The 25,606-nt window shown below is 71.8% G+C and carries 26 protein-coding genes; 11 read left to right on the top strand and 15 right to left on the bottom strand.

The features are described from left to right. A partial coding sequence (locus tag V6U86_RS30290) for a C39 family peptidase (RefSeq protein WP_334509313.1) occupies positions 1-370 on the top strand: 370 nt, incomplete at its 5' end. Positions 371-454: 84 nt separating this feature from the next. Here the strand turns inward: V6U86_RS30290 and V6U86_RS30285 are convergent. Further along, on the bottom strand, positions 455-1,204 hold the full coding sequence (locus V6U86_RS30285; RefSeq protein ID WP_334509311.1) for a DedA family protein: 750 nt from the start codon (positions 1,202-1,204) through the stop codon (positions 455-457). 210 nt (positions 1,205-1,414) lie between these two features. Between V6U86_RS30285 and V6U86_RS30280 the strand changes: the two genes are divergently transcribed. Beyond that, positions 1,415-4,267, top strand: a complete 2,853-nt coding sequence (locus tag V6U86_RS30280; RefSeq protein ID WP_334509309.1) for an aconitate hydratase — start codon at positions 1,415-1,417, stop codon at positions 4,265-4,267. An 80-nt stretch (positions 4,268-4,347) separates the two neighbouring features. Here V6U86_RS30280 and V6U86_RS30275 read toward each other — a convergent pair whose 3' ends face one another. Then, the gene (locus tag V6U86_RS30275; RefSeq protein WP_334509307.1) at positions 4,348-4,662 is read right to left on the bottom strand and encodes a hypothetical protein; all 315 of its coding nucleotides are present in this window, start codon (positions 4,660-4,662) and stop codon (positions 4,348-4,350) included. Between the two features lie 231 nt (positions 4,663-4,893). On the opposite strand from V6U86_RS30275, the gene V6U86_RS30270 reads away from it, so the two are divergent. Both V6U86_RS30270 and V6U86_RS30265 read left to right on the top strand, forming a co-directional pair. Next, positions 4,894-5,661, top strand: a complete 768-nt coding sequence (locus V6U86_RS30270; protein ID WP_334509305.1) for a DUF5753 domain-containing protein — start codon at positions 4,894-4,896, stop codon at positions 5,659-5,661. Then, positions 5,652-5,840 (top strand): DUF397 domain-containing protein, encoded by a 189-nt coding sequence (locus tag V6U86_RS30265; RefSeq protein ID WP_334509303.1) that lies wholly within the window; start codon positions 5,652-5,654, stop codon positions 5,838-5,840. Before V6U86_RS30270 ends, V6U86_RS30265 begins: the two co-directional genes overlap by 10 nt. Before the next feature lie 171 nt (positions 5,841-6,011). Here the strand turns inward: V6U86_RS30265 and V6U86_RS30260 are convergent, their stop codons facing one another. The 9 genes from V6U86_RS30260 to V6U86_RS30220 all read right to left on the bottom strand — a co-directional run bounded on the left by V6U86_RS30260 (position 6,012) and on the right by V6U86_RS30220 (position 15,730). After that, positions 6,012-7,244, bottom strand: a complete 1,233-nt coding sequence (locus V6U86_RS30260; RefSeq protein ID WP_334509301.1) for an RNA polymerase sigma factor — start codon at positions 7,242-7,244, stop codon at positions 6,012-6,014. Between the two features lie 29 nt (positions 7,245-7,273). Next, complete coding sequence (locus V6U86_RS30255) at positions 7,274-7,609, bottom strand: YciI family protein (protein WP_334509298.1); 336 nt, start codon at positions 7,607-7,609, stop codon at positions 7,274-7,276. 86 nt (positions 7,610-7,695) lie between these two features. Next, positions 7,696-8,307, bottom strand: a complete 612-nt coding sequence (locus tag V6U86_RS30250) for a GTP-binding protein (protein WP_334509296.1) — start codon at positions 8,305-8,307, stop codon at positions 7,696-7,698. Further along, positions 8,288-8,674 (bottom strand): DUF742 domain-containing protein, encoded by a 387-nt coding sequence (locus tag V6U86_RS30245; protein ID WP_030337267.1) that lies wholly within the window; start codon positions 8,672-8,674, stop codon positions 8,288-8,290. The genes V6U86_RS30250 and V6U86_RS30245 overlap by 20 nt, the downstream gene beginning before the upstream one ends. 5 nt (positions 8,675-8,679) lie before the next feature. Then, positions 8,680-9,102 (bottom strand): roadblock/LC7 domain-containing protein, encoded by a 423-nt coding sequence (locus V6U86_RS30240; protein WP_030337269.1) that lies wholly within the window; start codon positions 9,100-9,102, stop codon positions 8,680-8,682. Between the two features lie 90 nt (positions 9,103-9,192). After that, the gene (locus tag V6U86_RS30235; RefSeq protein WP_334509294.1) at positions 9,193-11,745 is read right to left on the bottom strand and encodes a sensor histidine kinase; all 2,553 of its coding nucleotides are present in this window, start codon (positions 11,743-11,745) and stop codon (positions 9,193-9,195) included. Positions 11,746-11,869: 124 nt separating this feature from the next. Further along, on the bottom strand, positions 11,870-13,486 hold the full coding sequence (locus V6U86_RS30230; protein WP_334509293.1) for a prenyltransferase/squalene oxidase repeat-containing protein: 1,617 nt from the start codon (positions 13,484-13,486) through the stop codon (positions 11,870-11,872). Then, positions 13,479-14,396, bottom strand: coding sequence for a terpene synthase family protein (locus V6U86_RS30225; RefSeq protein ID WP_334509291.1), 918 nt, complete (start codon positions 14,394-14,396; stop codon positions 13,479-13,481). The genes V6U86_RS30230 and V6U86_RS30225 overlap by 8 nt, the downstream gene beginning before the upstream one ends. Beyond that, positions 14,393-15,730, bottom strand: coding sequence for a cytochrome P450 (locus V6U86_RS30220; RefSeq protein WP_334509325.1), 1,338 nt, complete (start codon positions 15,728-15,730; stop codon positions 14,393-14,395). The genes V6U86_RS30225 and V6U86_RS30220 overlap by 4 nt, the downstream gene beginning before the upstream one ends. 431 nt (positions 15,731-16,161) lie before the next feature. Here V6U86_RS30220 and V6U86_RS30215 point away from each other — a divergent pair, with 431 nt between their 5' ends. Next, positions 16,162-16,410 carry a DUF2630 family protein gene (locus V6U86_RS30215; RefSeq protein ID WP_184176801.1) on the top strand — a complete coding sequence of 83 codons (249 nt, stop codon included), beginning with the start codon at positions 16,162-16,164 and terminating at the stop codon, positions 16,408-16,410. Between the two features lie 45 nt (positions 16,411-16,455). Here V6U86_RS30215 and V6U86_RS30210 read toward each other — a convergent pair whose 3' ends face one another. The 3 genes from V6U86_RS30210 to V6U86_RS30200 all read right to left on the bottom strand — a co-directional run bounded on the left by V6U86_RS30210 (position 16,456) and on the right by V6U86_RS30200 (position 19,157). Then, positions 16,456-17,388: a serine protein kinase RIO gene (locus tag V6U86_RS30210; RefSeq protein WP_334509286.1), complete on the bottom strand. Its 933-nt coding sequence runs from the start codon at positions 17,386-17,388 to the stop codon at positions 16,456-16,458. Positions 17,389-17,586: 198 nt separating this feature from the next. Next, on the bottom strand, positions 17,587-18,231 hold the full coding sequence (locus tag V6U86_RS30205) for an HAD family hydrolase (protein ID WP_334509284.1): 645 nt from the start codon (positions 18,229-18,231) through the stop codon (positions 17,587-17,589). A 65-nt stretch (positions 18,232-18,296) separates the two neighbouring features. After that, positions 18,297-19,157, bottom strand: a complete 861-nt coding sequence (locus V6U86_RS30200; RefSeq protein ID WP_334509282.1) for a carbon-nitrogen hydrolase family protein — start codon at positions 19,155-19,157, stop codon at positions 18,297-18,299. Between the two features lie 77 nt (positions 19,158-19,234). Here V6U86_RS30200 and V6U86_RS30195 point away from each other — a divergent pair, with 77 nt between their 5' ends. The 6 genes from V6U86_RS30195 (at position 19,235) to mug (ending at position 23,579) form a co-directional block, all read left to right on the top strand. Further along, positions 19,235-19,807, top strand: coding sequence for a TetR/AcrR family transcriptional regulator (locus tag V6U86_RS30195; protein ID WP_091403732.1), 573 nt, complete (start codon positions 19,235-19,237; stop codon positions 19,805-19,807). A gap of 83 nt (positions 19,808-19,890) precedes the next feature. Beyond that, on the top strand, positions 19,891-20,817 hold the full coding sequence (locus V6U86_RS30190; RefSeq protein ID WP_334509277.1) for a TIGR04222 domain-containing membrane protein: 927 nt from the start codon (positions 19,891-19,893) through the stop codon (positions 20,815-20,817). Next, a complete protein-coding gene (locus V6U86_RS30185; protein ID WP_334509275.1) occupies positions 20,814-21,632 on the top strand; it encodes a DUF692 domain-containing protein in 819 nt (272 codons plus the stop codon). Before V6U86_RS30190 ends, V6U86_RS30185 begins: the two co-directional genes overlap by 4 nt. Further along, positions 21,629-22,174, top strand: coding sequence for a hypothetical protein (locus tag V6U86_RS30180; RefSeq protein ID WP_334509272.1), 546 nt, complete (start codon positions 21,629-21,631; stop codon positions 22,172-22,174). Before V6U86_RS30185 ends, V6U86_RS30180 begins: the two co-directional genes overlap by 4 nt. Then, positions 22,159-22,920 carry an SDR family oxidoreductase gene (locus V6U86_RS30175; RefSeq protein ID WP_334509269.1) on the top strand — a complete coding sequence of 254 codons (762 nt, stop codon included), beginning with the start codon at positions 22,159-22,161 and terminating at the stop codon, positions 22,918-22,920. Before V6U86_RS30180 ends, V6U86_RS30175 begins: the two co-directional genes overlap by 16 nt. Positions 22,921-22,949: 29 nt before the next feature. Then, on the top strand, positions 22,950-23,579 hold the full coding sequence (gene mug / locus V6U86_RS30170; protein WP_334509267.1) for a G/U mismatch-specific DNA glycosylase: 630 nt from the start codon (positions 22,950-22,952) through the stop codon (positions 23,577-23,579). Positions 23,580-23,593: 14 nt separating this feature from the next. On the opposite strand, the gene V6U86_RS30165 is transcribed toward mug, so the two are convergent. Then, entirely contained in the window at positions 23,594-25,570 is a 1,977-nt protein-coding gene (locus V6U86_RS30165; RefSeq protein ID WP_334509323.1) for an ABC transporter ATP-binding protein, read from the bottom strand. Positions 25,571-25,606: the final 36 nt, after the last annotated feature.

Here is a 25,606-nt window from a genome sequence, read left to right as displayed (position 1 = left end):
CGGCACCAACTCCATCAACGACATCACCCCGGTGCTGAACAAGGAAACCGGCAAGGCCGACGCGTACCACTCCGTGGAGATCAGCAGCCCGGACGCTGACGCCAAGCAGACCGACCAGCTGCGCGCCGACATCGTCCGCACCGTGGACGACGGCCGGGCCGTGGTCGCGAACATCGCCGGCACCAGCACCGACACCGACGGCGTCAGCCACTCCTACGAGGGCGGGCACTACATCAGCGTCGTCGGCTACCGCGACAACGGCAACACCGTCACCATCGCCGACTCCGCCGACCCCAACCAGGCCGCCTACCAGATCAGCGTCGAGCACCTCGCCGACTGGATCGCCACCCGCGGCTATGCCACCAGCTGACAACCAACACCCGCACACCAGCACGCACGAACCGAAGGGCCGGACCCCACCACCGGGGCCCGGCCCTTTCGGCATTTCCACAGGTCAGTGCTCGTTGCCCGCCCGGACCGGATCGACGCCGGAAGCCACCTCGGCCACCGCCACGCCAGGCGCCGCCGCAGCCGACCGACCGCCGGAAGCCGCCTCCAGGCCAACAGCGCTGTCGGCGAGGCCAGCAGCGCTGTCGTCCGACTCGATGCGGTGAGCGCGTCGGCGCAGCCACCAGGTGCTGCCGAGCCCGGCGAGCACCGCGAGGACCAGCCCGGCCCAGGAGATGTCCTTCAGCCAGTGTTCGGCCGCGCGGCCAACCGAGTAGAGCAGGTACGTCGTGCCGAAGGCCCAGACCAGGCCGCCGGCCGCGTTGGCAAGCAGGAAGCGGCGGTACGGCACGTGCAGCGCCCCGGCGAGCGGTCCGGCCAGGATCCTCAGCAGTGCCACGAACCGACCGAAGAAGACCGCCCAGACGCCGTGTCGCGCGAAGCTCTGCTCGGCACGGGCGAGTTGCGCCGGGCCCAGGTGCTTGGGGAAACGTCTGCCCAGCCGGGCGAGCAGCGGGCGACCGCCGCGTCGGCCGACGGCGTATCCGACGGAGTCGCCGACGATGGCTCCGAACGCTGCGGCGCTGGCCACCCACTCCGGCTCCACCACGCCGGTGGCGGCGAGCAGGGCGGAGCTGACCAGGACGATCTCGCCGGGCAGCGGGACGCCCATGCTCTCCACGCCGATCACCCCGGCGACGAGCAGGTAGACCACGCCCGGAGGCAGCGCCGAGAGCCAGTGCTGAACGTCGATCACTCGGCACCCCTTCCAATCGGCTCCGACCCTACCCCGCCGATCTGGTGACGCAGTGGGTTGTAGCCGCCCGACCCGTGACGCCGGGTTGCGCTTATAGCAAGACGGACGTACGGTTTTGTTGGAAGCGGAATCGGGCGGTAAGTGTCACCTAACCTCGGCGGCACCCCGACCGGTGCGACAGACTGCTCAGGACTACTCACGGTCGCTGGTGTGAAGGAGTACGACGTGGCGAGCCTCGACACCTTCGGTGCGAAGACCCAGCTACGCGTCGGAGACGCGAGCTACGAGATTTTCAAGATTGACAAGGTGGAGGGCCACGCCCGGCTGCCGTACAGCCTGAAGGTCCTGCTGGAGAACCTGCTGCGGACCGAGGACGGCGCGAACATCACCGCCGACCACATCCGCCAGCTCGGCGCGTGGGACTCCACCGCCGCCCCGAGCGTGGAGATCCAGTTCACCCCGGGGCGGGTCCTGATGCAGGACTTCACCGGTGTGCCCTGCGTGGTCGACCTGGCCACCATGCGCGAGGCCGTACGCGACCTGGGCGGCGACGCCAGCAAGGTCAACCCCCTCGCCCCGGCCGAGCTGGTCATCGACCACTCGGTCATCGCCGACCTGTTCGGCCGCGAGGACGCGTTCGCCCGCAACGTCGAGCTGGAGTACGAGCGCAACAAGGAGCGCTACCAGTTCCTGCGGTGGGGTCAGAGCGCGTTCAACGAGTTCAAGGTCGTCCCGCCGGGCACCGGCATCGTGCACCAGGTCAACATCGAGTACCTGGCCCGCACCATCATGTCGCGCAACGGCCAGGCGTACCCGGACACCGTGGTCGGCACCGACTCGCACACCACCATGGTCAACGGCCTGGGCGTGCTGGGCTGGGGCGTCGGCGGCATCGAGGCCGAGGCCGCGATGCTCGGCCAGCCGGTCAGCATGCTGATCCCCCGGGTGGTGGGCTTCAAGCTCTCCGGCGAGATGCCGGCCGGCACCACCGCCACCGACCTGGTGCTGACCATCACCGAGATGCTGCGCAAGCACGGTGTGGTCGGCAAGTTCGTCGAGTTCTACGGCCCCGGCGTGAGCGCTGTGCCGCTGGCCAACCGGGCCACCATCGGCAACATGTCCCCGGAGTACGGCTCCACCGTGGCGATCTTCCCGATCGACGCCGAGACGATCCGCTACCTGGAGCTGACCGGCCGCGACGCCGAGCAGGTCGCGCTCGTCGAGGCGTACGCCAAGGAGCAGGGCCTCTGGCACGACCCGGAGGCCGAGCCGGAGTACTCCGAGCGCCTGGAGCTGGACCTCGGCTCCATCGAGCCGTCGCTCGCCGGCCCGAAGCGCCCGCAGGACCGGGTGCCGCTGGGTGCCGCGAAGACGCTGTTCCGCTCCGCGTTGACCGACTACGTCGCCGACGACTCCGTCGGTGAGCGTGACCTCAAGCCGGGTGTGCCCCGCGAGGAGCTGCCGCGCGGTGCCAACGGCCCGGCCGACGAGGCCAGCGCCGAGTCCTTCCCGGCCAGCGACCCGCCGGCCAACGACTTCAGCGACCCGGCCGACGAGCCGCGTGACCTGGAGACCGCCGCGGTCGGGGCGGGCGGCCGGGCCACGAACCCGGTCCGGGTCACCGGTGCCGACGGCGTGGAGTACGAGCTGGACCACGGCGCGGTGGTGATCGCCGCGATCACCTCCTGCACCAACACGTCCAACCCGCAGGTGATGATCGGTGCCGCGCTGCTGGCCCGCAATGCGGTGGAGAAGGGCCTGACCCGCAAGCCGTGGGTGAAGACCACCCTGGCCCCCGGGTCGAAGGTCGTCATGGACTACTACGAGCGGGCCGGCCTCACGCCGTACCTGGACAAGCTCGGCTTCAACCTGGTCGGCTACGGCTGCACCACGTGCATCGGCAACTCGGGCCCGCTGCCCGAGGAGGTGTCCGAGGCGGTCAACGAGCACGACCTGTCGGTGGTCTCGGTGCTCTCCGGCAACCGGAACTTCGAGGGCCGGATCAACCCGGACGTCAAGATGAACTACCTGGCGTCGCCGCCGCTGGTGGTCGCCTACGCCCTGGCCGGCACGATGGACATCGACCTGGCCAACGAGCCGATCGGTGAGGACTCCGAGGGCAACCCGGTCTACCTGCGCGAGATCTGGCCGAACAGCGCGGAGATCCAGGACGTCATCGCCCAGGCGATCGGCGCCACCGGTTTCAGCGCCGCGTACGCCGATGTCTTCGCCGGTGACGAGCGGTGGCAGTCGCTGCCGACCCCGACCGGCGACACCTTCGCCTGGGAGAACGACTCCACCTATGTGCGCAAGCCCCCGTACTTCGAGGGCATGCAGCAGGAGCCGAGCCCGGTCGTCGACATCTCCGCCGCCCGGGTGCTGGCCAAGCTGGGTGACTCAGTGACCACCGACCACATCTCGCCGGCCGGCGCGATCAAGGCTGACTCCCCCGCCGGCACGTACCTCGCCGAGCACGGTGTGCCGCGCCACGAGTTCAACTCGTACGGTTCCCGCCGGGGTAACCACGAGGTGATGATCCGGGGCACCTTCGCCAACATCCGGCTGCGCAACCAGCTGGTCCCGGGGGTGGAGGGCGGCTTCACCGTCAACCACCTCACCGGCGAGCAGACCTCGATCTACGACGCCTCGATGGCCTACCAGGAGGCCGGCATCCCGCTGGTCATCCTGGCCGGCAAGGAGTACGGCTCGGGCTCGTCGCGGGACTGGGCGGCCAAGGGCACGATGCTGCTGGGCGTCCGGGCGGTCATCGCCGAGTCGTACGAGCGGATCCACCGCTCCAACCTGATCGGCATGGGCGTGCTGCCGCTGCAGTTCCCGGTGGACGTCACCGCCGAGTCGCTCGGCCTGACCGGCACCGAGACGTTCACCATCACCGGGGTGACCGCCCTCAACGACGGTGAGACCCCGCGGACCGTGCAGGTCAGCACCGACACCGGTGTCGAGTTCGACGCCGTGGTGCGGATCGACACCCCCGGTGAGGCGGACTACTACCGGCACGGCGGCATCCTGCAGTACGTGCTGCGCCGCATGATCGCCAGCTGACGTACCGCACAGCTGAGAAGGGCCGCTTTCCGCGTCTGCGGGGAGCGGCCCTTCGCACGTTCCCGACGCGCGCTGAGTGCTCAGCGCAGCCGCAGTGCGACCGCGCGCGCCTCCTCGTCGGTGAGGGGCAGGAACCAGAGGAAACGGCGAACGATGGCCACCGGATCGGGGCCACCCGGCTGGCCGCGCAGGTCGCGGATCGCCCGCCGGGTGATCCGGGAGAACTCGGGGATCAGGGTCGCGCGGCGGACGGCGTCCGTCGGGGTCGCTCGCAGCGCCGGGCAGGGCCAGTCCCGTCCGCAGGCGTCGCACGTCCACAGCGGACCGTCGGCGGTGTGCGCGACAGGCGGGCCGCACCGGGACCGCCAGCGTGCTTCGGGTACGACGTTCGGCACGCGGCCCGGGCCACGGTACGGACGGTGCGGTGGCCCGATCCGGCGGGGTACGCGCGGCCGGGCCGGTGACGGACCGCCCGTCGGCTTCGGGTGGTTTCGGGGCCTGTCCTCGCACATCCGGTGCTCCCTCCTCGATGCTGTCCACACAGCACCCTGCCGAGGGTTGCCAACCGATCACACCGCGTATAACTATTACCTTCCAACGTCTGGAACGTTCTGGGAGGGCTGGGGATGAATCGAGCCGTGCAGGTGGCCATGGTCGAGACAGGCCACACAGCGGACAGTCTCGCCGCTCAGATCGGTGTTGATCCGAAGACGGCGGCGAAGTGGGCGAGCACGGGACGAATCCCGCAGACGCGTCATCGTGCGCGGGTCGCCGAGTTGCTCGGTCGGAACGTCGATGAGCTGTGGCCGGACGCGTTGAAGCGCCGTACGCCTGCCTGGTTCCGGCCCTGGGCCGAGATCGAGCGCGAGGCGCTGTCACTGCGATCGTTCCAGTTCGCATGGATTCCAGGGCTTCTCCAGACGAAGGCGTACGCGCTGGCGACGCTGGGCGGCGAGGCGTTGACGCCGGCCGAGGCCGACGATCTCGCCGAGGCGCGACTGAGTCGGCAGGCCATCCTGCGCCGGGAACGCCCGCCACTGCTCGTCGCGGTCCTCGACGAGGCAGTCCTCCGGCGCACCCTCGGCGGCGACCGGGCCATGATGCGGGAGCAGTGCGAGCGGCTGGCCGACCAGGCCGCGCTGCCGAACGTGTCGGTCTTCGTCGTGCCCGCCGACGTCGGCATGTATCCGGGTCTCGGCGGTCCGTTCACAGTCGCCGAGATGCCGGACGGGGCGCGGGTCGCGCACGTCGACAGCCAGGCGCAGGCACAGCTCATCGACAAGGTTGCCGACGTTGCTACGCTCGACCGACGGTGGGAACGCATTCGCGACGGAGCCCTGTCGCGGGCGCAGTCCCTCAACCTCATCAGGGAAGCGGCAGCCTCATGGACCTGACCGGCGCTCGGTGGCGCAAGAGCAGCAAGAGTGGCAACAACGGCGGAGACTGCGTCGAGGTGGCCGACAACCTTGCCGGTGTCATCGGCGTACGCGACTCCAAGGACCCGGCCGGTCCGGCGCTCGCCTTCGCCCCGGCGGCCTGGGCCCGGTTCCTGGAGATGGCCAAGCGGGGCTGAGTCTCTGAGGTTCCCGGCGCGGCCCAGGCCGCGCCACACTCCAAAGCTGAGATCTTGGACAGTTTCCGTCAACTGAAGACGGAAAGTGTCCAAGATTCACCCCGTCAGCCCTCTCCGATGCCCCGACCGGCGTCTTCGGCACGGTCGGACCACCAGACGCACAGAGCCGTTCTAGGGGGCGAGTTCGTCGGCCCGGTCGAGCAGCGCGCGGCGCTCGTCGGTCGAGCCGACCGCTGCCGCCGCCTCCCGGAACAGGCTGGCCGCGCGCAACCGGTCACCCTGCCGGGCCACCAGATCGGCCTCCACCGCCACGGCCAGCGGGTAACCGTCCAGCCCGCCCCCGGCCCGCGCCGCGTCGAGCAGCACCAACCCCACCTCCGGCCCGTACGCGTAGCCGTGCGCGACCGCACGGTTGAGCGCGATCACCGGGGAGGGCCGAATGTCGGCCAGCGCGTCGTAGGCCCGCGCGATCGTCGGCCAGTCGGTGTGGTCTGCGGAGGCGGAGGTGGCGTGGCAGGCCGCGATCCGGGCCTGCCACGCGTACGGCCCGTCGTGGCGTACCCGATCGAGGGCGGCCAGGCCCTCGGCGATTGCGGCGCGGTCCCACCGCGAGCGGTCCTGCCGCTCCAGGGTGTGCAGGTTGCCTGCGGCGTCGCGGCGGGCGTCCCGGCGGGAGTGCTGAAACAGGCACAGCGCCAGCAGCGCGGCCACCTCGGACTGCTCCGGCATCAGCCGGTCGAGGAGCCGTGCCAGCCGGACCGCCTCGTCGGCGAAGGCCGGTTCGCCGCCGGCGACGTAGCCCCTGGTGAACAGCAGGTACAGCACGGCGAGGACGCCGGGCAGCCGCTCGGTCAGCGCCGGCCCGCTCGGCACCCGGTACGGGATGCCGGCCTGGGCGATGCGGGTGCGGGCCCGGGTCAGCCGGCGGGTCATCGTCGACTCGCTGACCAGCAGGAGTCGGGCGATGTCAGCGGTCGGCACGCCGCAGACCGTTCGTAACGTCAACGCCACCCGGGCGTCGATCGCGAGCGCCGGATGGCAGCAGGTGAAGATGAGCCGGAGCCGGTCGTCCACCACGTCCTGGCCCACCTCCGGCTCCGACGACGCGTCGTCCGGCGTGAGCAACGCCAGGTCGTGCAGCTTGCGCCGCTCCACGGTGGCCCGGCGCAGCACGTCGATCGCCCGGTTGCGCGCCACCGTCATGAGCCAGCCGCCCGGGTTGGCGGGCACACCGTCGGCGGGCCAGCGTTCCAGCGCGACGGTCAACGACTCCTGGGCGCAGTCCTCGGCCAACGCCCAGTCCCCGGTCACCCGGATCAGGGTCGCGACGATCCGGGGGTACGCCTCGACGCCGGCGGCAGCGACGGCCTCCGCCGCCGCGCCGGCCGTTGCCCCCGTGCGCATCGGCCGGCGCTGCGACGTGGACACCTTCGTCAGTCGGCCAGGTCCGCGAACGGACGCAGCTCCAGTCGCCCTTCGCGGGCCATCGGATGGGTGCGGGCGACCTCGATCGCCTCGTCCAGGTCGGCGCAGTCGAGCAGGTCGAAGCCCACGATCACCTCGGCGGTCTCCGCGAACGGCCCCTCGGAGACGAGCAGCTCACCGCCGCGAACACGGACGGTGGTGGCCGCGCTGGTCGGCCCCAGCTCGTTGCCGCTCAGGCGGCGGCCACGAGAGTCGTTCTCCGCCACCCACTTGTCGATGTCGGGCAGCTCGGTGGGGTCGGTGTCCGGCTCGGCGTCGCTGCAAACGAACATCATGTACTTCATCTGGTCGCTCCCTGGTCTCTCGGGGTATCGCCAGCATGACGAACGGCCGACCGCGTTCCGGACACCCTCCCCCGAAAAAACTTCGGTCAGTCTCCGCTGGCGGCGCGGCGGCGGGCCTCGCGGGTCTTCATGGCGTGCTCCATCAGCGTGACGAGCACCTCCTTGCTGGACTCACGTTGCCGGGCGTCACAGAGCAGCACCGGCACGCCCGGGTCCAGGTTCAGCGCGGCCTGCACCTCGTCGAGCCGGTACGCCCGAGCGCCCTGGAAACAGTTCACCGCCACCACGAAGGGCGTGCCCCGACCTTCGAAGTAGTCGATCGACGGGAAGCAGTCGGCGAGCCGGCGGGTGTCGGCCAGCACCACCGCGCCGATCGCGCCCAACGCCAACTCGTCCCAGACGAACCAGAACCGGTCCTGCCCCGGCGTACCGAACAGGTAGAGCACCAGGTCGTCGCTGATGGTGATCCGGCCGAAGTCCATGGCCACGGTGGTGGTGGTCTTGCCCTCCACCCCGGACAGGTCGTCGATGCCGACCCCCGACTCCGTCAGCACCTCCTCGGTGCGCAACGGCCGGGTCTCGCTGACCGCGCCGACCATGGTCGTTTTGCCCACGCCGAAGCCGCCCGCGACCAGGATCTTGATCGCGGTGGGCAGTGGCGTCGCTCCCGCCGGCCGGTCAGAGTGCCCGTAGTCCATTGATTACCGCCTCGAAGATGCTGTTGTCGGGAAGACCGGCCGTGGTCTGCGGCTCGCGGACCTGCACCAGGCTGCGGGCTGCCAAATCACCAAGAAGCACCCGGATGGTGCCCACCGGCAGGTCGAGATGGGCGGCGATCTCGGCGACGGACTGTATGCGTTGGCACAGCCCGACGATCGCCAAATGCTCGGGACCGAGACCGACCTCGGGCGTGACCTCGGCTCGGGTCGCCGTGACCAGGGAGATCAGGTCGAAAGTGCCGGTGACCGGGCGGGCCCGGCCGCGCGTCACCGCGTACGGACGCACCACCGGACCCGCATGGTCATCCACCCACTGATGGTCTGCGGACTCCCCCTGGACCGTCATCGCCGTTACCTCTCGCCGACCTGCTGATCAGTGCCACGCGACGGCGATGCGACGTACTTGCCGACGCGGGTTACCAGCATCGCCATCTCGTAGGCGATCAGGCCGACGTCGGCGTCCTCGGTGGCCAGCACCGCCAGGCAGGCGTTGCGGCCGGCTGCGGTGACGAACAGGAACGACGACTGCATCTCGATGATGGTCTGCTGCACCTGCCCGCCACCGAAACGCTTGCCGGCGCCTCGGGCGAGGCTCTGGATGCCAGCCGCCATCGCTGCGAGGTGCTCGCCGTCGTCCCGGCTCAACCCCTGGGAGGAAGCCATCAACAGGCCGTCGGTGGAGAGCGCGACCGCGTGTTCGGCCTGCTTCACCCGGCCCACCAGGTCATCCAGCAACCACGTCAGGTCGGCGCTCGAAGCCGTCTTCTGGGTCACTTCGTCGTCCTCTTCTCGCCCGGCTGTGCGCCGTTTTCGTCTGGGGCTTGACCGTCACACCGCGTGGGAACCCGCGTCATCGGTGCTCGGTCAGGTCGCTTGTGGATCCTCGTCGGTCGGCTCGGGCGGTGTCGCCGCCGGGGTGCCGGAGGCACCGCCGAGGAGCCGAGCGGCGTCGGTCCGCCCACGCCGGGTGCCGGTCTGGTAGGAGCTCATCATCCGGCGGACCTGCTCCGGTGGGCGCACCACATCCTCGTCGTCGGTCTCCGACATCGCCGGGTCGTCTCGCAACTCGGGAACGATGTTCGCCTGTCGGACCCGGACGGGCAGGCCGGAGTCGGTCCGCTCGGCGTCGGCGCGGGCGGGCACCGGACCACCGTCGCCGGCCTCCACCGGCTCTGCGTCGCGGGTCTCCGGGCGGGCCCGGTCCACGGCGGGTAGGCCGGTGGGCACGGTCGGGGCTTCCAGGGCTGGTTGACCCGGGCCGCGTCGGGCGCGGGTGGGCAGTTCGGGTGTGCCGGTTGCCGGGGTGCTCCGCCGTCGGGTGGGGAGACCGGTGTCCGCCTCGGCTTCGTCGTCCGACGTCGGGGTTGTGGTGACGGCCGGCACCGTCGACGTCGCCGGTACGTCCGGCGCGGTGGTCGTCTGTGCGGCGAGCGCGACCGGCGCGGAAGACGCCGGGCGGCTGCTCTCCGTGGCGGGTCCCGACGACATCGGGATGGCCGTACCGGCCCGGAACGAGCCCGAGTCCTCCGGCGAGGCGTCGGCCTCGGTGACCAGCTCCAGCGGGATCAGCACAACCGCCGTGGTGCCGCCGTACGCGGACTCCTTGAGCCGGACCCGCACGCCGTGCCGTTCGGTCAGCCGGCTCACCACGTAGAGCCCGAGGCGGGCGGCGTTGGCGAGGTTCAGCTCGGACTGGTCGACGATCCGGTGGTTCGCCGCGGCCAGGTCCTCCTCGCTCATGCCGAGGCCCCGGTCCTCGATCTCGATGGCGAACCCGTTGGAGACCAGCTGGCCACGGACCTCGACCGTCGTGTGTGGCGGCGAGAACGACAGGCCGTTCTCGATCAGCTCGGCGAGCAGGTGGATGATGTCGCCGACCGCACGGCCGGCGAGCGAGACCGGCCCGAGCGGCAGCACGTTGACCCGGGTGTAGTCCTCGACCTCGGCCACGGCGCCGCGCACGACGTCGACCATCGGAACGTTGCGCCGCCAGGCCCGACCGGGGGTGGAGCCGGAGAGCACGATCAGGTTTTCCGCGTTGCGCCGCATCCGGGTGGCCAGGTGGTCGACCCGGAACAGGTCCTCCAGCTCCTCGGCGTCGTGTTCGCGGCGCTCCATCGCGTCGAGCAGGGTGAGCTGACGGTGTACGAGCGCCTGCGTGCGTCGGGCCAGGCTGAGGAAGACCTCGCGGACGTTGCGACGCAGGTCGGCCTGCTCGACGGCGGTCCGCAGGGCGGTCTCCTGGACGGCGTTGAACGCCTTGCCGACCTGGCCGATCTCGTCGGTGCCGAACTCCAGCGGGGGCGCCTCGGTGGCAACGTCGACCTCCTCGCCGCGCCCGAGCCGCTCCACCACCCGGGGCAGCCGCTCGTCGGCGAGCTGCCAGGCGGCCTCCCGCAGCCGGTCCAGCTGGCGCAGCAGGTTCCGTGCGGTGGTGATCGAGATGACGACCGAGGCGATGACGGCGAGCAGGCCCAGACCGGTGGCGAGCACCAGTCGGACGACGACCATCACGGCGACGCCGGTGGCGCGGTCCACGATGCCCTCGCCGCCGGCGGCCACCACATCGTTGACCGCGGCTAGCGCGGGTTCCACGGTGCCGCGCCACTGCTCGGCGTCGAGCGGCAGTTGGGTCGACGGTCGGCCCTCGCGGATGATGCTGTCCTGCACGGCGCGCAGTCGGGTGAACGCCTCACCTTCGACGAGCTGCTGGTAGCGGCGCTGGTCGGCGTCGGCAAGCCGAACCCGGGTCTCCTCACCGAGGAACCGCTCCGAGCCGACCAGCGCGACGTAGCGGGCGTACTCGGCGCCGCTCATCCGGCCATTGCCGAAGAGGCCGCTGAGCAGCGCGTCCTCCTGGGAGATCAGCTCCTTCGTCCGGTTGAGCTGGATCAGTGCCGCAGCCTCCGCGGCGATCTGCTTGTCGTCCAGACTGCCCGTCACGTCGTAGATCTGAAAGATCGACTCGATTGCGGTCGTGTACGCCTCGGCGGCGGCGACCCGATCGATCTTGCGGTCCAGCACTTCGGCGCGGGTCTGCTCCAACGCCTTGACCTGGGCGATCGTCAGACCGAGCTGGGTGTCCAGTGCGGAACTGCCGGCGACGTCGACCTGCCAGTTGCGCACCGAGTCGGCGAAGTCGGCGGCCAGCCCCGCGCTCTTGGCCTGCTCGGCTTCGAGCGCCGCCCGCTGCGCGGCCTCGGGGTTGCTCAGGTACGCCTGCGTCAACCGCCGCTCCACCTGGAGCTCCTGCAACAACGGCTCACTCGGCGTGTAGACCGTGCTGTTGAGCAACTGGACCCCGAGCAGGTTGAAGCCGTCCCGCAGGGTCACCCAGGCCGCGAACATCCAGAGGGCGACGAGGGAGAGCAGCAGGGCGACAACCTTGGTGCGGATACTCGTACCGCGAGAACGCATTGAACCGTCCCAGGCCGGGCGTTGACTCAGCGCATCAACGAATGATCAGAGGGGGCGACGTCCCACCGCAGTGGGGCATCCGGGGCTGAGGCTCTGCGTACGCTAGCAGTGTCCACACAACCCCTCAAGTTGTTGTTTTTCTTGACTGGTAGCCGCAATCCGCCACCGATCGGTCCACCCCGGAGGCCCGAATGCTGGCCAACCGGCAGGCGGCGAGCACCGCGGCGCGAACGATCATGGTGGGACAGTACAGCTCCTTGCCGTACCACAGTGGACGGTGGTCTCCGGCGGCGGATTCGTGCAGGTAGGCGTGCCCACGGGCCACGGCGTCGTCGACCCGGGGCACCGTCGTCGGCACCGTCAGCAGCACCCGCAGGGCGTACGCGGTCTCCTCGGCGGTGCCGTCCCACCGCCCCCAGGAGCCGTCCGGGCGCTGGCTGTTCAGCACCCAGCCGGCCGCCCGATCCACCGCCTCGGCGGCGGCGGCACCCCGGCCGAACTCGGCCAGCGCCAGCACGCAGCAGGCGGTGGCGTAGTACGGCGAGGCGTGCCACCGGTCCTGCCAGGCGCCGTCCGCGCGCTGATGCCCAACCAGCACCGTGCTCAACCGGTCGACGGCCCGGTGATAGCGCGCGTCCGCGTCCGGGTGCCGGGTCACGTGCTGACCGAAGGCGTCCAGCACGTGGGCGTTGGTGGTGACCGAGAAGCCGTCCTCCCCCGGCCAGGTGCAGAAACCGTCAGCCGTCTCGTACGCCCACAGGCTGGCCGGGTCCGCCGGGCGGCCGAGCCGAGCCAGCGCGTCGAGGGACACCGAGGTGGTGTCGGCATCGGTCGGCAGGCCGTCGCCGGTGGCGATGCCCTGGCCGGCGGTGGCCGCCGTCAGGCTCTCCAGCACCGAGGCCGGCGGGTTGATCGTGATCCCGGCGCGACGCAGGCCGCTCAGCACCCAGGCTCGCTCGAAAACGGTGATCGGGGCCGGGCAGGGCACCGGGCCTCCGCCGTCACGGATCAGTGCCCGCAGGAAGGCGTACGCGGCGGGGCCGGCGTCCGGGCCGGCCGCGGTCAGCCAGGCCGCGGTCGCGGCAGGTGAGGCGCCGACCGCGGTGAGGGTGGGGCCTGCGTCGGCGGGTACCGCGTCCAGGATCTCGTAGAAGTGGGCCAGCTTCGGTGGCAGCGTCGCTCCGGCGGCCACCGCGGACCGCACCGCGCGCAGCCGGTCCCGGTTCAGCCCGGCGGGCAGCGGCAGCGGCGGGCGGGGCAGTCGGTCGGCGGTGTCCCGCGGCAGCCCGGCGAGCCGGTCGTTGATCGTGTCGACCAGCGCCGGAACGATGATGTCCAACGCGGGGGTGTCTGGCAGCGTCCGGACGTCGGCGCGGAGCAGCGTGCCGACGAGCGCGTCGAGCCCACCGGCCACCGGGGCGAGCAGCTCCGGCGCGGCCCGACCGTCGGCCAGCGCCGCGAGCAGCGCGTCGGTGGCACTCAGCGTCGGCACCAGGGCGTACCCCTCGGGTGGGCCCCACGCCCCGTCCGGGCGCTGACTGCGCAGTAGGAACGCGATCCGCTGGTGGTGCCCGGCCAGCCAGGGAGCGTTGGCGACCAGCCGCCCGGTCTCGTACACCGAAGCGGCGACCTGCCCCCACGGCCGCAGGGCAAGGCCGGCGATCAACTCGCGGGCGGCGTCGGCGACCGGGTCGGCTGCGGTCGTCGCGTCGGCGAGCACCCGGGTGGCCCCGTCACTCATCGCGCTCTCCCCAGAAGTCCGACAGTTCGTAGAAGCCGCCGGTGAACGAGATCTGCCGGTTGAGGTACTCCGCCTGGCGGGGGCACCGTTCGGCGAGGGCGGCCAGGTCCCCCCGGGACCGGGCGGTCAGCTCGGCCAGTCGGTCGTGCACCTGCGCCGGGTCGTCGACCAGCAACAGGGCGTTCAGGTCACCCCACTCGGCGTCACGCCCCTGCGTGGCAAGGTCGTTGACCAGCCGCAGCACCCGCTGCACGCCGCGTCCGGCGTCCAGCAGGTCGGTCAACTGGGCGAGGGTCTTCTCGTCGCCGGTGGCGATCCAGTGTGTGACGTTGACGAATGAGCAAGCGAGGTTGTCCGCGTTGTCCAGGTAGCGGTCCAGGTCCGGCAGACGTCGCCCGGTGGTCGGGTCGGTCGGCAGGTTCTTCCAGTCCCACTCCCGCGCCACGGCGGCGAGCATCCGCGCCAACTCGTCGCGCCAGATCGGGCGCAGCCGGGCGAACGCCGGCACGGTGGCCAGCTCGTCGCGCAGGTCGGCCAGCAGTCGGGCGAGGTGGTGCCCCGGCGCCGGGGCGGCGCCGTCGGCCACCGCCAGGCAGTCGGTGACCACCTTCCGGACGTCGTCGACGGACCGCGCGAGGTAGTCGACCTGCCAGTCGGCGGCGAAGACCCAGAGCAGGGTACGGGTGGTGATCCGCAACTCCGCGGCGGTGTGCCACGGCGCGGTGAAGGCGATGGCGGTGGCCACCGAGCTGAGCAGCGCCGGGTCGAACGGCGCGGCGTCGAACAGCTCCGGGTGCGCGGCGGTGACGTCCTGGAGGTCGCGTACGCCCCGCACGGCAAGTGCGCACACCCGGCCCTGCTCGGCGACCGCGTCCTGACCTGCCCGTGCCGGTCGCGGGGTCTCCGTCACGATGCGGCCGGGCGCTCGACCGGGGTGAGGATGAGCTCGGCCCGCTGCTTGGGTTGCAGCGAGGCGCCCATCCGGGGGGTGAGATCCACCGGTTCGCGCAGCCGGAAGCGGTAGCGGCTCAGTACGGTACTGACGATGAGCTGGGCCTCCAGCAGGAACAGGTACTGCCCAAGGCACTGGTGCGGGCCACCGCCGAACGGGAAGTAGGAGTAGCGGTAGCGCCGCCGGGGCAGCTCCGGCGCGAACCGCTCCGGGTCGAAGAGCGCCGGGTCGTCCCAGAACGTCGACATCCGCTGGGTCACGTACGGGCTGACCAGCACGGTGCCGCCGGCCTTGATGCGCACCCCGCCCAGCACGTCGTCGCCGACCGCGGTGCGCGGGATCATCCAGCCGGCCGGGTAGAGCCGCAGCATCTCGTCGAGCACCATCCGGCCGTAGCGCAGCTGGGGCAGGTGCTCACGGCCGACCCGTTCGGCGCCGACCACCTGCTCGATCTCGTCGGTCATCCGCTCGGCCACGTCGGGGCGGGACGCCAGCACCGGCCAGAGCCAGGAGAGCAGCGCGATGGTGGTCTCGGTGGCGGTGGAGAACATCGCGACCACGTCGCCGCGGATCGCGTACTCGTCGGGTTCGCTGCCGTCGGCGCGCGGCCGGCAGAGCGTGGAGATGATGTCGTCGCCGTCGGTGGGACGGGCCCGGGCCTCCCGGATGATCGGCAGCACCACCTCGTCGATGGTGCGCACCGCCTCGCGGAAGGGCCGGTCGCCGGGCATCGGCACCGCGTACGGCACGGCGGGCATCAGCAGTCGGGGGAGCATCGCGGTGGTGACGGTGTCCAGCGCGGCGCTGATCCGCAGAGCGTCGGGGACCGAGATCCGGTCGGCGAAGAGGACCCGCATGGTGGTACGCAGGACGATCCGGGTCAGCTCGGCGCCCCCGTCGATCGGGCGACCGGCGAGGGCCGGTTCGAGCCATTCGTCGACCGCCTCGTTGATCGCCTCGGCCATCTTGTCGACGAGCGTCTCGGCCCGCTTCGCGGTGAACAACGGTTGCAGGGCGCCTCGGCTGGACTCCCAGATCTCACCCTCGGCGACCAGGATGGCGTCACCGACGATCCGACGAACGGGTCGCCACAGCAGCCCGTCGCCGTCCCGGGTGTAGTTGGCAACGTTGTCCCGCAGGACGCGTTGCAGGTGCTCAGGATGGCTGACCAGATAGGGGCGGAACGAGCCGAGATTCAGCCGGACGACCTCGCCGTCGGCAGCCTGCGCGAAGTCGACGAGCGCACCCAGCGGATCGCGGACCAGTGCGGGCAGAGCGCGTCGTAACGGGATCGTCCGGGGTTCGGTGCTGACGGTGGCGGGGCGCGCCTCGGACACCTGCGACATCGAACCACGTCTCCTCGTTGTCCCGACGACCGCAGCGATCCACTTCGGTCAGGCAGGATGATAGAACTTTCACCTTCTGGGCCAACGGGAAGCATCTCACCAAACGAGGGGCACCTCCAGACTTGCGCACGGCGCAATTTCCGTCTACGCGAACGCACTTATGTCGATATTTTTATTCGAACCGATCCTGAATGGACAGTCAGGCGAGCGACGGAGCAGCGCGACGGGTGGAACCGCCTGCCCGCCGCCGACCCGGCTGCGCGGCATCGGCACCAACCGGGCGATCGGCGGGCTGGCCGGTGCGGGTCGGTGACGCAGGACGCACCGGTACCCCCGAAATCGGGCGACGCCCGGCACCCTGTGCCAGGCTCTGTGGCATGGACGACAAGACCATCCTGAACCGGATCACCGAGCTGGTCGACGAGGAACACAAGCTGCGTGCCGACGCCCAGGCCCACGAGTCGGGCACCGAGGGCGAAGCCAGCGAGCGACTGCGCGCCCTGGAGGAGTCCCTCGACCAGTGCTGGGACCTGCTGCGCCGTCGGCGGGCCGCCCGGGAGACCCACGGCGACCCCGACGCCCAGGGCGAGCGCCCCAAGCCCGAGGTGGAGCGGTACCTGCAGTAGCCGACGCGGCGGGTCGGGCGGCGTGGCCGCCCGACCCCGCTCCGATCAGCGCAGGCCCGCCTCGCGCAGCAGCTCTCCGGTCAACAGGCCGGGATCGGCCTGTTCGCCGGGGAGACCCCGGGCCGCGAACCAGGCACCGACCACCCGCACGTCACGGGCCAGGAACTCCGGCCCCTGCGGGTTCGCCACCACGTCGACCACCTGCGGCAGGTCGATCACGACCAGCCTCCCCTGGTGTACGAGCAGGTTGTACGGCGACAGGTCGCCGTGCGCGTAGCCGGCCCGAGCCAGCACCCGCAGCGCCTCCACCAGTTGGGCCCACAGGTCACGCAGCTCGGCCGGGCCGGGCCGCAGTTGGGCCAGTCGGGGCGCCGCCTCCCCCGACTCGGCGTCACCGACGAACTCCAGCATCAGCTCGGTGCCCCGCACCTGCACCGGGTACGGCACGGCGATCCGGTCGTGCCCGGCGCCGATCTCCCAGAGCCGGCTCAGGGCGGCGAACTCGGCCGCGGCCCACTGCCCGGCGATCATCTGCCGGCCGAACGCCGTCCGACCGGCCATCGCCCGGTTCTCCCGGGACCGGCGCACCCGACGGCCCTCCAGGTAGCCGGCATCGCGGTGGAACAGCCGGTGCTCGGGATCGCGGTAGCGTTTCACAGCGAGCAGGCAGGACCGGTCGGTGTCGGGCACCGCCCGACGGACCAGGTGGACGTCGGCCTCCTTGCCGGTCTTCAGCACACCCAGCTCGGTGTCCTTCGCGGCCAGTTCGGTGACCAGCCAGGCCGGATGCGGCTGCGGCCCGTGCACGGCGTCGTCCCAGGACGACCAGCGCTCGCCGGTGTCCGGGTCGGGCTCGCTGTCCGGGTCTGCGAGCGGCTCGGTGGGCCGCCCGCGCTTCAGAAACTGTGGTTCGTCGTCATCGAAGCGGCTCTTGCCGCGGGTCCGGCGCTCAAGCGCCGGAAGGTCATGATCGCGCACTGTGGTGAGGTTCCCTTGGTCGAGACTGAGATAGGCAGCTGGAAACGACCTGCGAAGACGGCCATTACCGACCCCCTCTCCTCAACCGGGCACACACCCGGGATGCACGATGCGCGGACAATGCTGGTACCACCACGGCAGCCGGTCAACCGAATTACCGAGCCAGCACCCGACGGCGACGGCCAGCGCGGGAAACCCTCAGCGGGCGAGGACTGTGGCGACCGCGGCGATCAGCCCGTCCACGGTGCGGCTCGGCGCGAACCGGACGTCCGACCAGGTGCGCCCTCGGTGCAGCCAGACGCTGGGTAGCCCGACGGCAGCGGCGCCGCCGATGTCCGCCTCCGGGCTGTCGCCGATCACCCACGACCCGCGCAGCGGCATCCGCACCCGCTGGGCGGCGAGCGCGAAGATTCTCGGGTTGGGCTTGCTGACGCCGGCCTCCTCGGAGATCACCCAGTCCGCGACGTACTGGTCCAGCCCGGTCCGGCGAATCTTGGCGTCCTCGACGCGTACGGCGCCGTTGCAGACCACCACCGGCACCCAGCCGGCGTCGTCGGCGATCCGCAGCGCGCAGGCGGTCAGCGGGTCGAGCCGGGTCTGCGCCACCACCCCGTCGTGCAGCTCCTCCACCAGGTCGATCGAGGGAATGCGCAGCTCGTAGCGGTCCCTGATGGCGTCGGCGAGGTCCCAGCGGTCGGTCAGACCGTCGGCGTCGATCGAGACCAGCCAGTCGATGTCGGTGGGGGGCGCGCCGATGCTGTCCAGGAAGCGCTCACCCCAGCGGCGGAACGGCCCGGCCCGGTCCAGCAGGGTGTTGTCCAGGTCCAGCAGGAGCAGTGGCACTCGGGCACCCTACGGGACCGACGTGTCCGCCAACAGATGCGGCGGGTATCGACCTGACGAAGGGCTCAGCCAGGCATCGACACCCGCGGGCCGCCCTGCTCCGCCAGCCGATCGACGAGCATCGAGTGGGCCGACCGGGTGGCCACGAGCACGGCGGGATCCAGCGTCGCCACGAGCACCGCCGTGCCGTCGTCGGCCCCGCGAGCCAGCGCCCGCCCCTCGGGGTCGTAGATGGCCGCGCCGCCGTTGAACCGCCACGGGTCGACGCCTCCGACGGCGTTGGCGAAGACCACGAACATCGTGTTGTCCAACGCCCGCGCGGCGTAGTAGAGATCCCGACGGTGCTCGGAGCCGGCCAGGTATCCGCTGGGGCACAGGTAGGCGTGTGCGCCGTCGAGGGCGGCGGCCCGGCCGTGCTCGGGGAAACAGCCGTCGTAACAGATGCCCAGCCCGAGCCGCCAGTCGTCGACGAGCAGCGTCGCGCCCCGGTCGCCGGGGGTGAACAGCTCCCGTTCGTCACCCCACAGCTGCTGCTTGTCGTAGCCGACCCGCACCTCGCCGGCCCGGTCCACAACCAGCGCCGCGATGGTCCGCCGGCCGTCCGGGTGTCGGACGGCCGCGCCGACCAGCGCGGTGACGCCGGCCTCGCGGGCGGCGGCGCGCAGCGGGTCGAGCCGCGGATCCGCGACCATCCCGGCCGGATCGGCGGCGACGTCCGTGCCGGCCGGGTCGGCGGCGAGGGCCGGCGGGTGGTACGCGCAGAGGAACAGCTCCGGCAGGACGGCCACCCGGGCGCCCCGCTCGCCGGCTTGGCGGACCAGGTCGGCTGCGGCGACCGCGTTGCCGGCGACGTCGCCCGGCGTGGGGGTGGCCTGGACGGTGGCCACTGTCAGCGGGGAGCGGGGCACGGTGCGGGGCTGGGTCACCGGGCGATGGTAATCGGCAACATCCCAAGCCGTACGTACGGTTTGCATGCGTCGGGGTGACCTGCGACGATCGACCTGTGCCCAGAGTAAGCCAGGACCAGCTCGACGCGCGCCGGCAGGAGATCCTCGCCGCCGCCCGTGCGTGTTTCGCCCGGCTCGGCTATGAGGGGGCGACCGTGCGCCGCCTCGAGGAGGCCACCGGCCTGTCCCGTGGCGCGATCTTCCACCACTTCCGCGACAAGGACTCGCTCTTCCTGGCCGTCGCCGAGGACGACGCCGCGGCCATGGTCGAGACGGTCGCCCGCAACGGTCTCGTGCAGGTGATGCGCGATCTGCTCGCCCGAGCCGTCTCCCCGGACACCACCGGCTGGCTGGGCAGCCAGCTGGAGGTCTCCCGCCGGCTGCGCACCGACCCCGCTTTCGCCCGCCGGTGGGCCGAGCGGTCCGCCGCCATCGCGGAGGCGACCCGGGACCGGCTGGCCCGCCAGCGCGACGCCGGGGTGCTGCGCGAGGACGTCCCGATCGACGTGCTGGCCCAGTTCCTGGAGCTGGCCTACGACGGCCTGGTGCTGCACCTGGCCATGGGCCGACCGGCCGGTGACCTGGGCCCGGTGCTCGACCTCGTCGAGGAGGCGGTCCGCCGGCACTGACCGCGCGGACACACCGGTCGACCGACCGTGGCGAGGCTGCTCCACAATGGGGCCGCCGATCCCTCCGGTGACAGGAGCAGTCGATGATCGTCCACGCCGCGTCCGGCGATACCTGGGGCATCTCCGGCCCAACCTTCCTTCGGTACTACATCGCGGCGGCCGTCGTGGTGGCGGTGATCGTGGCGTACCACCGGATCCGGCTGGCAACCGGATCCACGGCCGCCATGACCGGCGACCCACTCGGACCACAACAGATCGCGTACCTCAACGGTGGCCCCCAACTCGCGGTCCACGCCGCGCTGGGCGGACTGCGCGGCAGCGGCGCGGTCGGCGTGAGGCCGGACCGCCGGCTCACCACCGGCGGGCCCGCCCCGGCCGGGCTCAGCCCACTCGATCAGGCCATCCACTGGGCCGCCCACCAGAACTCGCGGGTCCGGGACCTGACGCAGGACGAGCGCGTACGCACCGCGCTGCAACAGATCCGCGACGGCCTGGAGCAGCGCGGGCTGTTGACGAACGACACGAAGCGCGCCCGCGCCCGCCGCTGGATCCAGGTCCTGCTGGTCCTGCTGGGCATCGGCGTGCTCCGGCTGTTCTCCGGCCTGTTCGACGACCGCCCGGTGGGATACCTGCTGCTGACCCTGGTCCCGCTCCTGATCGTCACGCTGGCGCTGCGCCGGGTACCCGCGCTCACCCGGGCCGGTCGGGCCGCGCTACGCGACGTCCGCCGCCAGCACACCCACCTCGCCCCGGCCTCCTCGCCGGCCTACGCCACCTACGGAGCGACCGGCGCAGCGATGGGCGTGGCCCTGTACGGCACCACCGCGCTCTGGGCGCTCGACCCCGGGTTCGCCGAGCAGGCCGAGATTCAGCGCCAGGCCGCAGCGAGCAGCGGCTGGAGCGGAGGGGCAACGAGCAGCAGCGACAGCTCCAGCAACAACTACAGCGGTGGCGACAGTTCCTGCGGCGGCGGCAGCTCCTGCGGCGGCGGCGGGGGGTGTGGCGGATGACCGACCCGTCCGGGGTCGGCATCGGCTGGCGTCCGGAGATCGCCGGCTTCGTGGCCGAGCTACCCGGTCTGCGCTTCGTCGAGGTGGTGGCCGAGGGGGTTCCCGCCTCCGGGCCACTCCCGCCCGGCCTGACGCAGCTGCGGGAGCGCGCGGTGACGGTCGTTCCGCACGGGGTGCGGCTCTCCCTCGGCGGCGCCGAGCCGGTCGACCCGACCCGGGTCGCGCACCTGGCCGCGGTGGCGCAACGCCTGGACGCCCCGCTGGTCAGCGAGCACATCGCGTTCGTCCGGGCAGGCGGCCTGGAGGCCGGGCACCTGCTGCCGCTGCCGCGCAGCAGGGAAGCCGTCGACGCGGTCTGCGCCAACGTGGCACGGGCCCAGGCCGAGCTTCCGGTGCCGATCGCGCTGGAACCGATCGCCGCATTGGTCGACTGGCCCGACGACGAGCTGGACGAGGCGGACTTTCTCACCGAGATCCTCGACCGGACCGGGGCCCTGCTGCTGCTGGACGTGGCCAACGTGCACGCCAACGCCCGCAACCGGGGCGCCGACCCGCTGGCATTGCTGGATCGGTTGCCGCTGGAGCGGGTCGCGTACGCCCACGTGGCCGGCGGCGCGGAGCGCGGCGGTTTCTACCACGACACCCACACCGACCCGGTGCCGCCAGCGGTGCTGGAGCTGGTGGGCGCGCTCTGCGCCCGACAGCGACCGCCCGCACTGCTGCTGGAGCGCGACGGTCACTACCCGCCGGCCGCCGAGCTCCGCACCGAACTGGACGCCCTGGCCGCTGCCGCGGGCTTTCCGGCCGTCACATGACCGCCGCACCCGCCGGCGACCACGTGCCCACGCCTCGCGCAGGGCTCGCCGAACGGCAGGCCGAACTGGTCGCGGCGCTGGTCGCCGGTGGGCCACCTCCGCCGGGGTTCGCGCCGGGCCCCCTGGCCGCCACCCGCGCGGCCCTGCTGCGCAAGCGGGCCGGCGACGTCGCCCGACACTGGCCGCTGCTCGCCGCCGGCCTCGGTGCCGGGTGGTCGACGACCTTCGCCGGCTGGGCCGCCCGCCGACCCACCGCCGGGTCGTTGCGCGACGGCTGGGACCTTGCCCGCGCGCTGCACGCCGAACGTGCGCTGCCCCCGGCGGCCGCCGAGGAGTTGGCCGTCCGGGAGGCACGCCTGCGTTACGACGGGCTGCGGGCGCCGCGTCCGCGACGGTTGCCGGCGGTGGGCCGCGCCGGCGGCGCCGTCGCTGTGCAGATCGCCGGCCGGGTACGCCTGCTGCGTCCCGCCCCACGAGTACCCACCCTTGCTGGCGAGGGCGTGCCGGATGCGGCAGGATCGGCGTTATGGATCTCGGACTGACCGACCGCGTGTACGTCCTCACCGGCGCGTCCCGCGGCCTGGGCTACGCGACCGCGCAGTGCCTGGTGGCCGACGGTGCGCGGGTGGTGCTCTCGGCCCGCGACCCGGACGCCGTGGCCGCCGCCGCACAGCAGCTGGGTGGCCCGGAGCACGCTGTCGGGCTGACCGGCGACCTGGCCAACCCGGAGACCCCGGAGCAGCTCGTCGCCGCCGCCCAGGAGCATTTCGGCCGGCTCGACGGCGCGCTGATCTCGGTCGGTGGGCCACCGCCGGGCAACGCCGCAGCGGTCACCGACGAGCAGTGGCGGCTCTCCTTCGAGACCGTCTTCCTGGGCACCATCCGCGCCGTACGCACGGTCGCCAACGCCCTGCCCGACGGCGGCGCGATCGGGCTCGTGCTCTCCACCTCGGCGCGTGGCCCGGTGCCCGGTCTCGGCATCTCCAACGGTCTGCGGCCCGGCCTGGTCGGTGCGGCCAAGGACATCGCCGACGACTACGGCCCGCGCGGGGTCCGGGTGGTCGGCCTGTTGCCCGGCCGGATCATGACCGATCGCAACCGCGAGCTGTTCGGGGCGACCGGCGACCCGGATCGGGCCCGCGCCGAGGCGGAGGCCGGCATCCCGCTGCGCCGCGTCGGCGACCCGGCCGAGTTCGGCCGCGTGGCCGCTTTCGTGCTCTCCCCCGCCGCGAGCTACCTCACCGGGATCACCCTGCCGGTGGACGGCGGCGCGCTACGCGGGCTGTGACCCCCGACGGAGCCCGTCCGGCCCGTGCCGTGACCCCACCCGCGGCGGCCCGACCCGCCCGTGCCGCGCCGCCGCCCGGGACGGCCCGGCCCTCTCGGGCGGAGCTGGCGGCGGCCGCTGACCGGACCATCCCCGACGTGCTCGCGCCGGGGCTGGCGGTGCTCTTCGTCGGCATCAACCCCGGTCTCTGGTCGGCTGCCACCGGCTGGCACTTCGCCCGGCCCGGCAACCGGTTCTGGCCTGCCCTGCACCGGGGCGGGTTCACTCCCCGACTGCTGCACCCCAGCGAACAGGACGAGCTGCCCGCACTCGGGCTCGGCATCACCAACATGGCCGCCCGGGCCAGCGCTCGCGCGGACGAGCTGAGCATCGAGGAACACCTCGACGGTGCGGCGATCCTGACCGACAAGGTGACCCGGTACCGGCCGCGCTGGGTGGCGGTGGTGGGGGTGACCGCGTACCGGATCGGTTTTCAACGGCCGAAGGCCACCTTCGGGCCGCAACCGGAGTCGTTGGCCGGGGCACGGCTGTGGGTGCTGCCCAACCCGAGCGGCCTGAACGCGCACTTCACGCCGGTCACGCTGGGCCTGGCGTTCGCCGAGCTGCGGGCGGCGACCGATCTGCCGGACCGTCGAACCGCCGGAGCAGCCGACCGTTGATCGACGCGCAGCCGTCAGTTGGCGGCGGCGGGCGGCAACACCTCGTCGGCGCGGTAGGTGCCCAGCGGCATGACCACCGGCTCGGGGCCGGTCGCGTCGACGAACGGGGTGGGCGAGTCGGCGACCGCGAACTGGGTCCGGTACAGCTCGGCGTAGAGCCCGCCGACCGCGACCAACTCGTCGTGTCGCCCCCGCTCGACGATCCGCCCGCCGTCGAGGACCAGGATCTGGTCGGCGTCGCGCACGGTGGAGAGCCGGTGCGCGATCACCAGGGCGGTCCGCCCGGCCAGCGCCACCGACAGCGCCCGCTGCACCGCCGCCTCACTCTCCGAATCCAGGTGGGCGGTCGCCTCGTCGAGGATCACGATCGACGGAGCCTTGAGCAGCAGTCGGGCGATCGCGATGCGTTGCTTCTCGCCGCCGGAGAACCGGTAACCGCGCTCCCCCACCGTGGTGTCCAAACCGTCGGGCAGCGACCGGACCAGATCGGCGACCTGGGCGCCGGCCAGCGCGGCCCAGATCTCGTCATCGGTGGCGTCCGGCTTGGCGTAGCGCAGGTTCTCGGCGATCGTCTCGTGGAACAGGTGCGAATCCTGGGTGACCACACCGATCTCGTCACGCAGGGAGGCGAGCGTCGCGTCACGCACGTCCACCCCGCCGACCAGCACCTGCCCGTCGGTGACGTCGTAGATCCGGGAGATGAGCATCGACAGCGTCGACTTGCCGGCCCCGGAGGGGCCGACCAGCGCGACCATCTGCCCCGGCTCGACGCTGAACGAGACGCCCTTGAGCACCGGTTCGTTGACCGTCCGGTCGAGGGTGGCGACCTCCTCCAGCGAGGCGAGGGAGATCTCGGCGGCGCTCGGGTAGCGGAACCGCACGTCGCGGAAGTCGACCCGGCCGGTGCTCTTCGGCACCGGCACTGCGTCGGGCTTCTCCACGATGCCGGGCTTGAGGTCGAGCACCTCGAAGACCCGGTCGAAGGAGACCAGCGCGCTCATCACGTCCACCCGGACGTTGGACAGTGCGGTGAGCGGGCCGTACAGGCGGGTGAGCAGCAGCGCGAGCTTCACGACGGTGCCAGCACTGACCGCGCCGGCGACCGCCAACCAGCCACCGAGGCCGTAGGTGAGCGCCTGCGCCAGTGAGGCGACCAGCAACATCGCCACGAAGAAGGTGCGGGAGTACATAGCCGACTGGATGCCGATGTCGCGGACCCGCTCGGCCCGGTCGGCGAACCGACGGGCCTCGATCTCGGGCTGGCCGAAGAGCTTCACCAGCAGCGCGCCGGCCACTCCGAACCGTTCGGTCATGGTCGCGTTCATCTTGGCGTCGAGGTTGTACGACTCGCGGGTGATCTCAGCCAGTCGCTTGCCGACCCGGCGCGCCGGGATGATGAACACCGGCAGCAGAATCAGCGACAGCACCGTGATCTGCCAGGACAGGATCATCATCGCGCCGGCGGTGAGCACCAGTTGAATGACGTTGCTGACCACCCCGGAGAGGGTGGAGGTAAACGCTCGCTGAGCGCCGAGCACGTCGTTGTTGAGCCGGCTGACCAGGGCACCGGTCTGGGTGCGGGTGAAGAACTGCAACGGCATCCGCTGCACGTGGTCGTAGACCCGGGTGCGCAGGTTGAGGATGATGCCCTCGCCGATGCGCGCGGAATACCAGCGCTGGGCGAGGGAGAAGAGGGCGTCGGCGACAGCCAGCGCGGCAATCACCAGGGCGAGCTTGACCACGATGGAGCCGGCTTGCGGCCCCCGATCGGCGATGGCGTCGATGACCTCACCCGCCAGCAGCGGAGTCGCCACGCCGATCACTGCGGCAATCACCACTGTGACCAGGAAGATCACAATGTCGCGCCGGTACGGTTTGGCGAAGGCGATGATCCGCTTGGCGGTGCCGCGCTTGAGCTGGTGGCCGGAGACCTCGTCGCTGTTGCGCATCGACCGGAGCATGCTCCACCCGGCCATGCCGCCGCCGGACATCGGGTTGGACATCGCTCACCTCCGGGTTGCCGGGCA

The sequence above is a fragment of the Micromonospora sp. CPCC 205558 genome (assembly GCF_036902955.1).
GTDB lineage: Bacteria > Actinomycetota > Actinomycetes > Mycobacteriales > Micromonosporaceae > Micromonospora.
The sequence above is the reverse complement of the archived record's forward strand: the minus strand, read 5'-3'. Positions and strand labels throughout refer to the sequence as shown.

Bases quoted from the DNA above. Each gene is read 5' to 3' on its own strand.
- V6U86_RS30270 (WP_334509305.1), top strand. From the start codon at position 4,894: ATGAATCGAGCCGTGCAGGTGGCCATGGTCGAGACAGGCCACACAGCG.
- V6U86_RS30265 (WP_334509303.1), top strand. From the start codon at position 5,652: ATGGACCTGACCGGCGCTCGGTGGCGCAAGAGCAGCAAGAGTGGCAAC.
- V6U86_RS30260 (WP_334509301.1), bottom strand. From the start codon at position 7,244: ATGCGCACGGGGGCAACGGCCGGCGCGGCGGCGGAGGCCGTCGCTGCC.
- V6U86_RS30255 (WP_334509298.1), bottom strand. From the start codon at position 7,609: ATGAAGTACATGATGTTCGTTTGCAGCGACGCCGAGCCGGACACCGAC.
- V6U86_RS30250 (WP_334509296.1), bottom strand. From the start codon at position 8,307: ATGGACTACGGGCACTCTGACCGGCCGGCGGGAGCGACGCCACTGCCC.
- V6U86_RS30245 (WP_030337267.1), bottom strand. From the start codon at position 8,674: ATGACGGTCCAGGGGGAGTCCGCAGACCATCAGTGGGTGGATGACCAT.
- V6U86_RS30235 (WP_334509294.1), bottom strand. From the start codon at position 11,745: ATGCGTTCTCGCGGTACGAGTATCCGCACCAAGGTTGTCGCCCTGCTG.
- V6U86_RS30230 (WP_334509293.1), bottom strand. From the start codon at position 13,486: ATGAGTGACGGGGCCACCCGGGTGCTCGCCGACGCGACGACCGCAGCC.
- V6U86_RS30215 (WP_184176801.1), top strand. From the start codon at position 16,162: ATGGACGACAAGACCATCCTGAACCGGATCACCGAGCTGGTCGACGAG.
- V6U86_RS30190 (WP_334509277.1), top strand. From the start codon at position 19,891: ATGATCGTCCACGCCGCGTCCGGCGATACCTGGGGCATCTCCGGCCCA.
- V6U86_RS30185 (WP_334509275.1), top strand. From the start codon at position 20,814: ATGACCGACCCGTCCGGGGTCGGCATCGGCTGGCGTCCGGAGATCGCC.
- V6U86_RS30180 (WP_334509272.1), top strand. From the start codon at position 21,629: ATGACCGCCGCACCCGCCGGCGACCACGTGCCCACGCCTCGCGCAGGG.
- V6U86_RS30175 (WP_334509269.1), top strand. From the start codon at position 22,159: ATGGATCTCGGACTGACCGACCGCGTGTACGTCCTCACCGGCGCGTCC.
- V6U86_RS30165 (WP_334509323.1), bottom strand. From the start codon at position 25,570: ATGTCCGGCGGCGGCATGGCCGGGTGGAGCATGCTCCGGTCGATGCGC.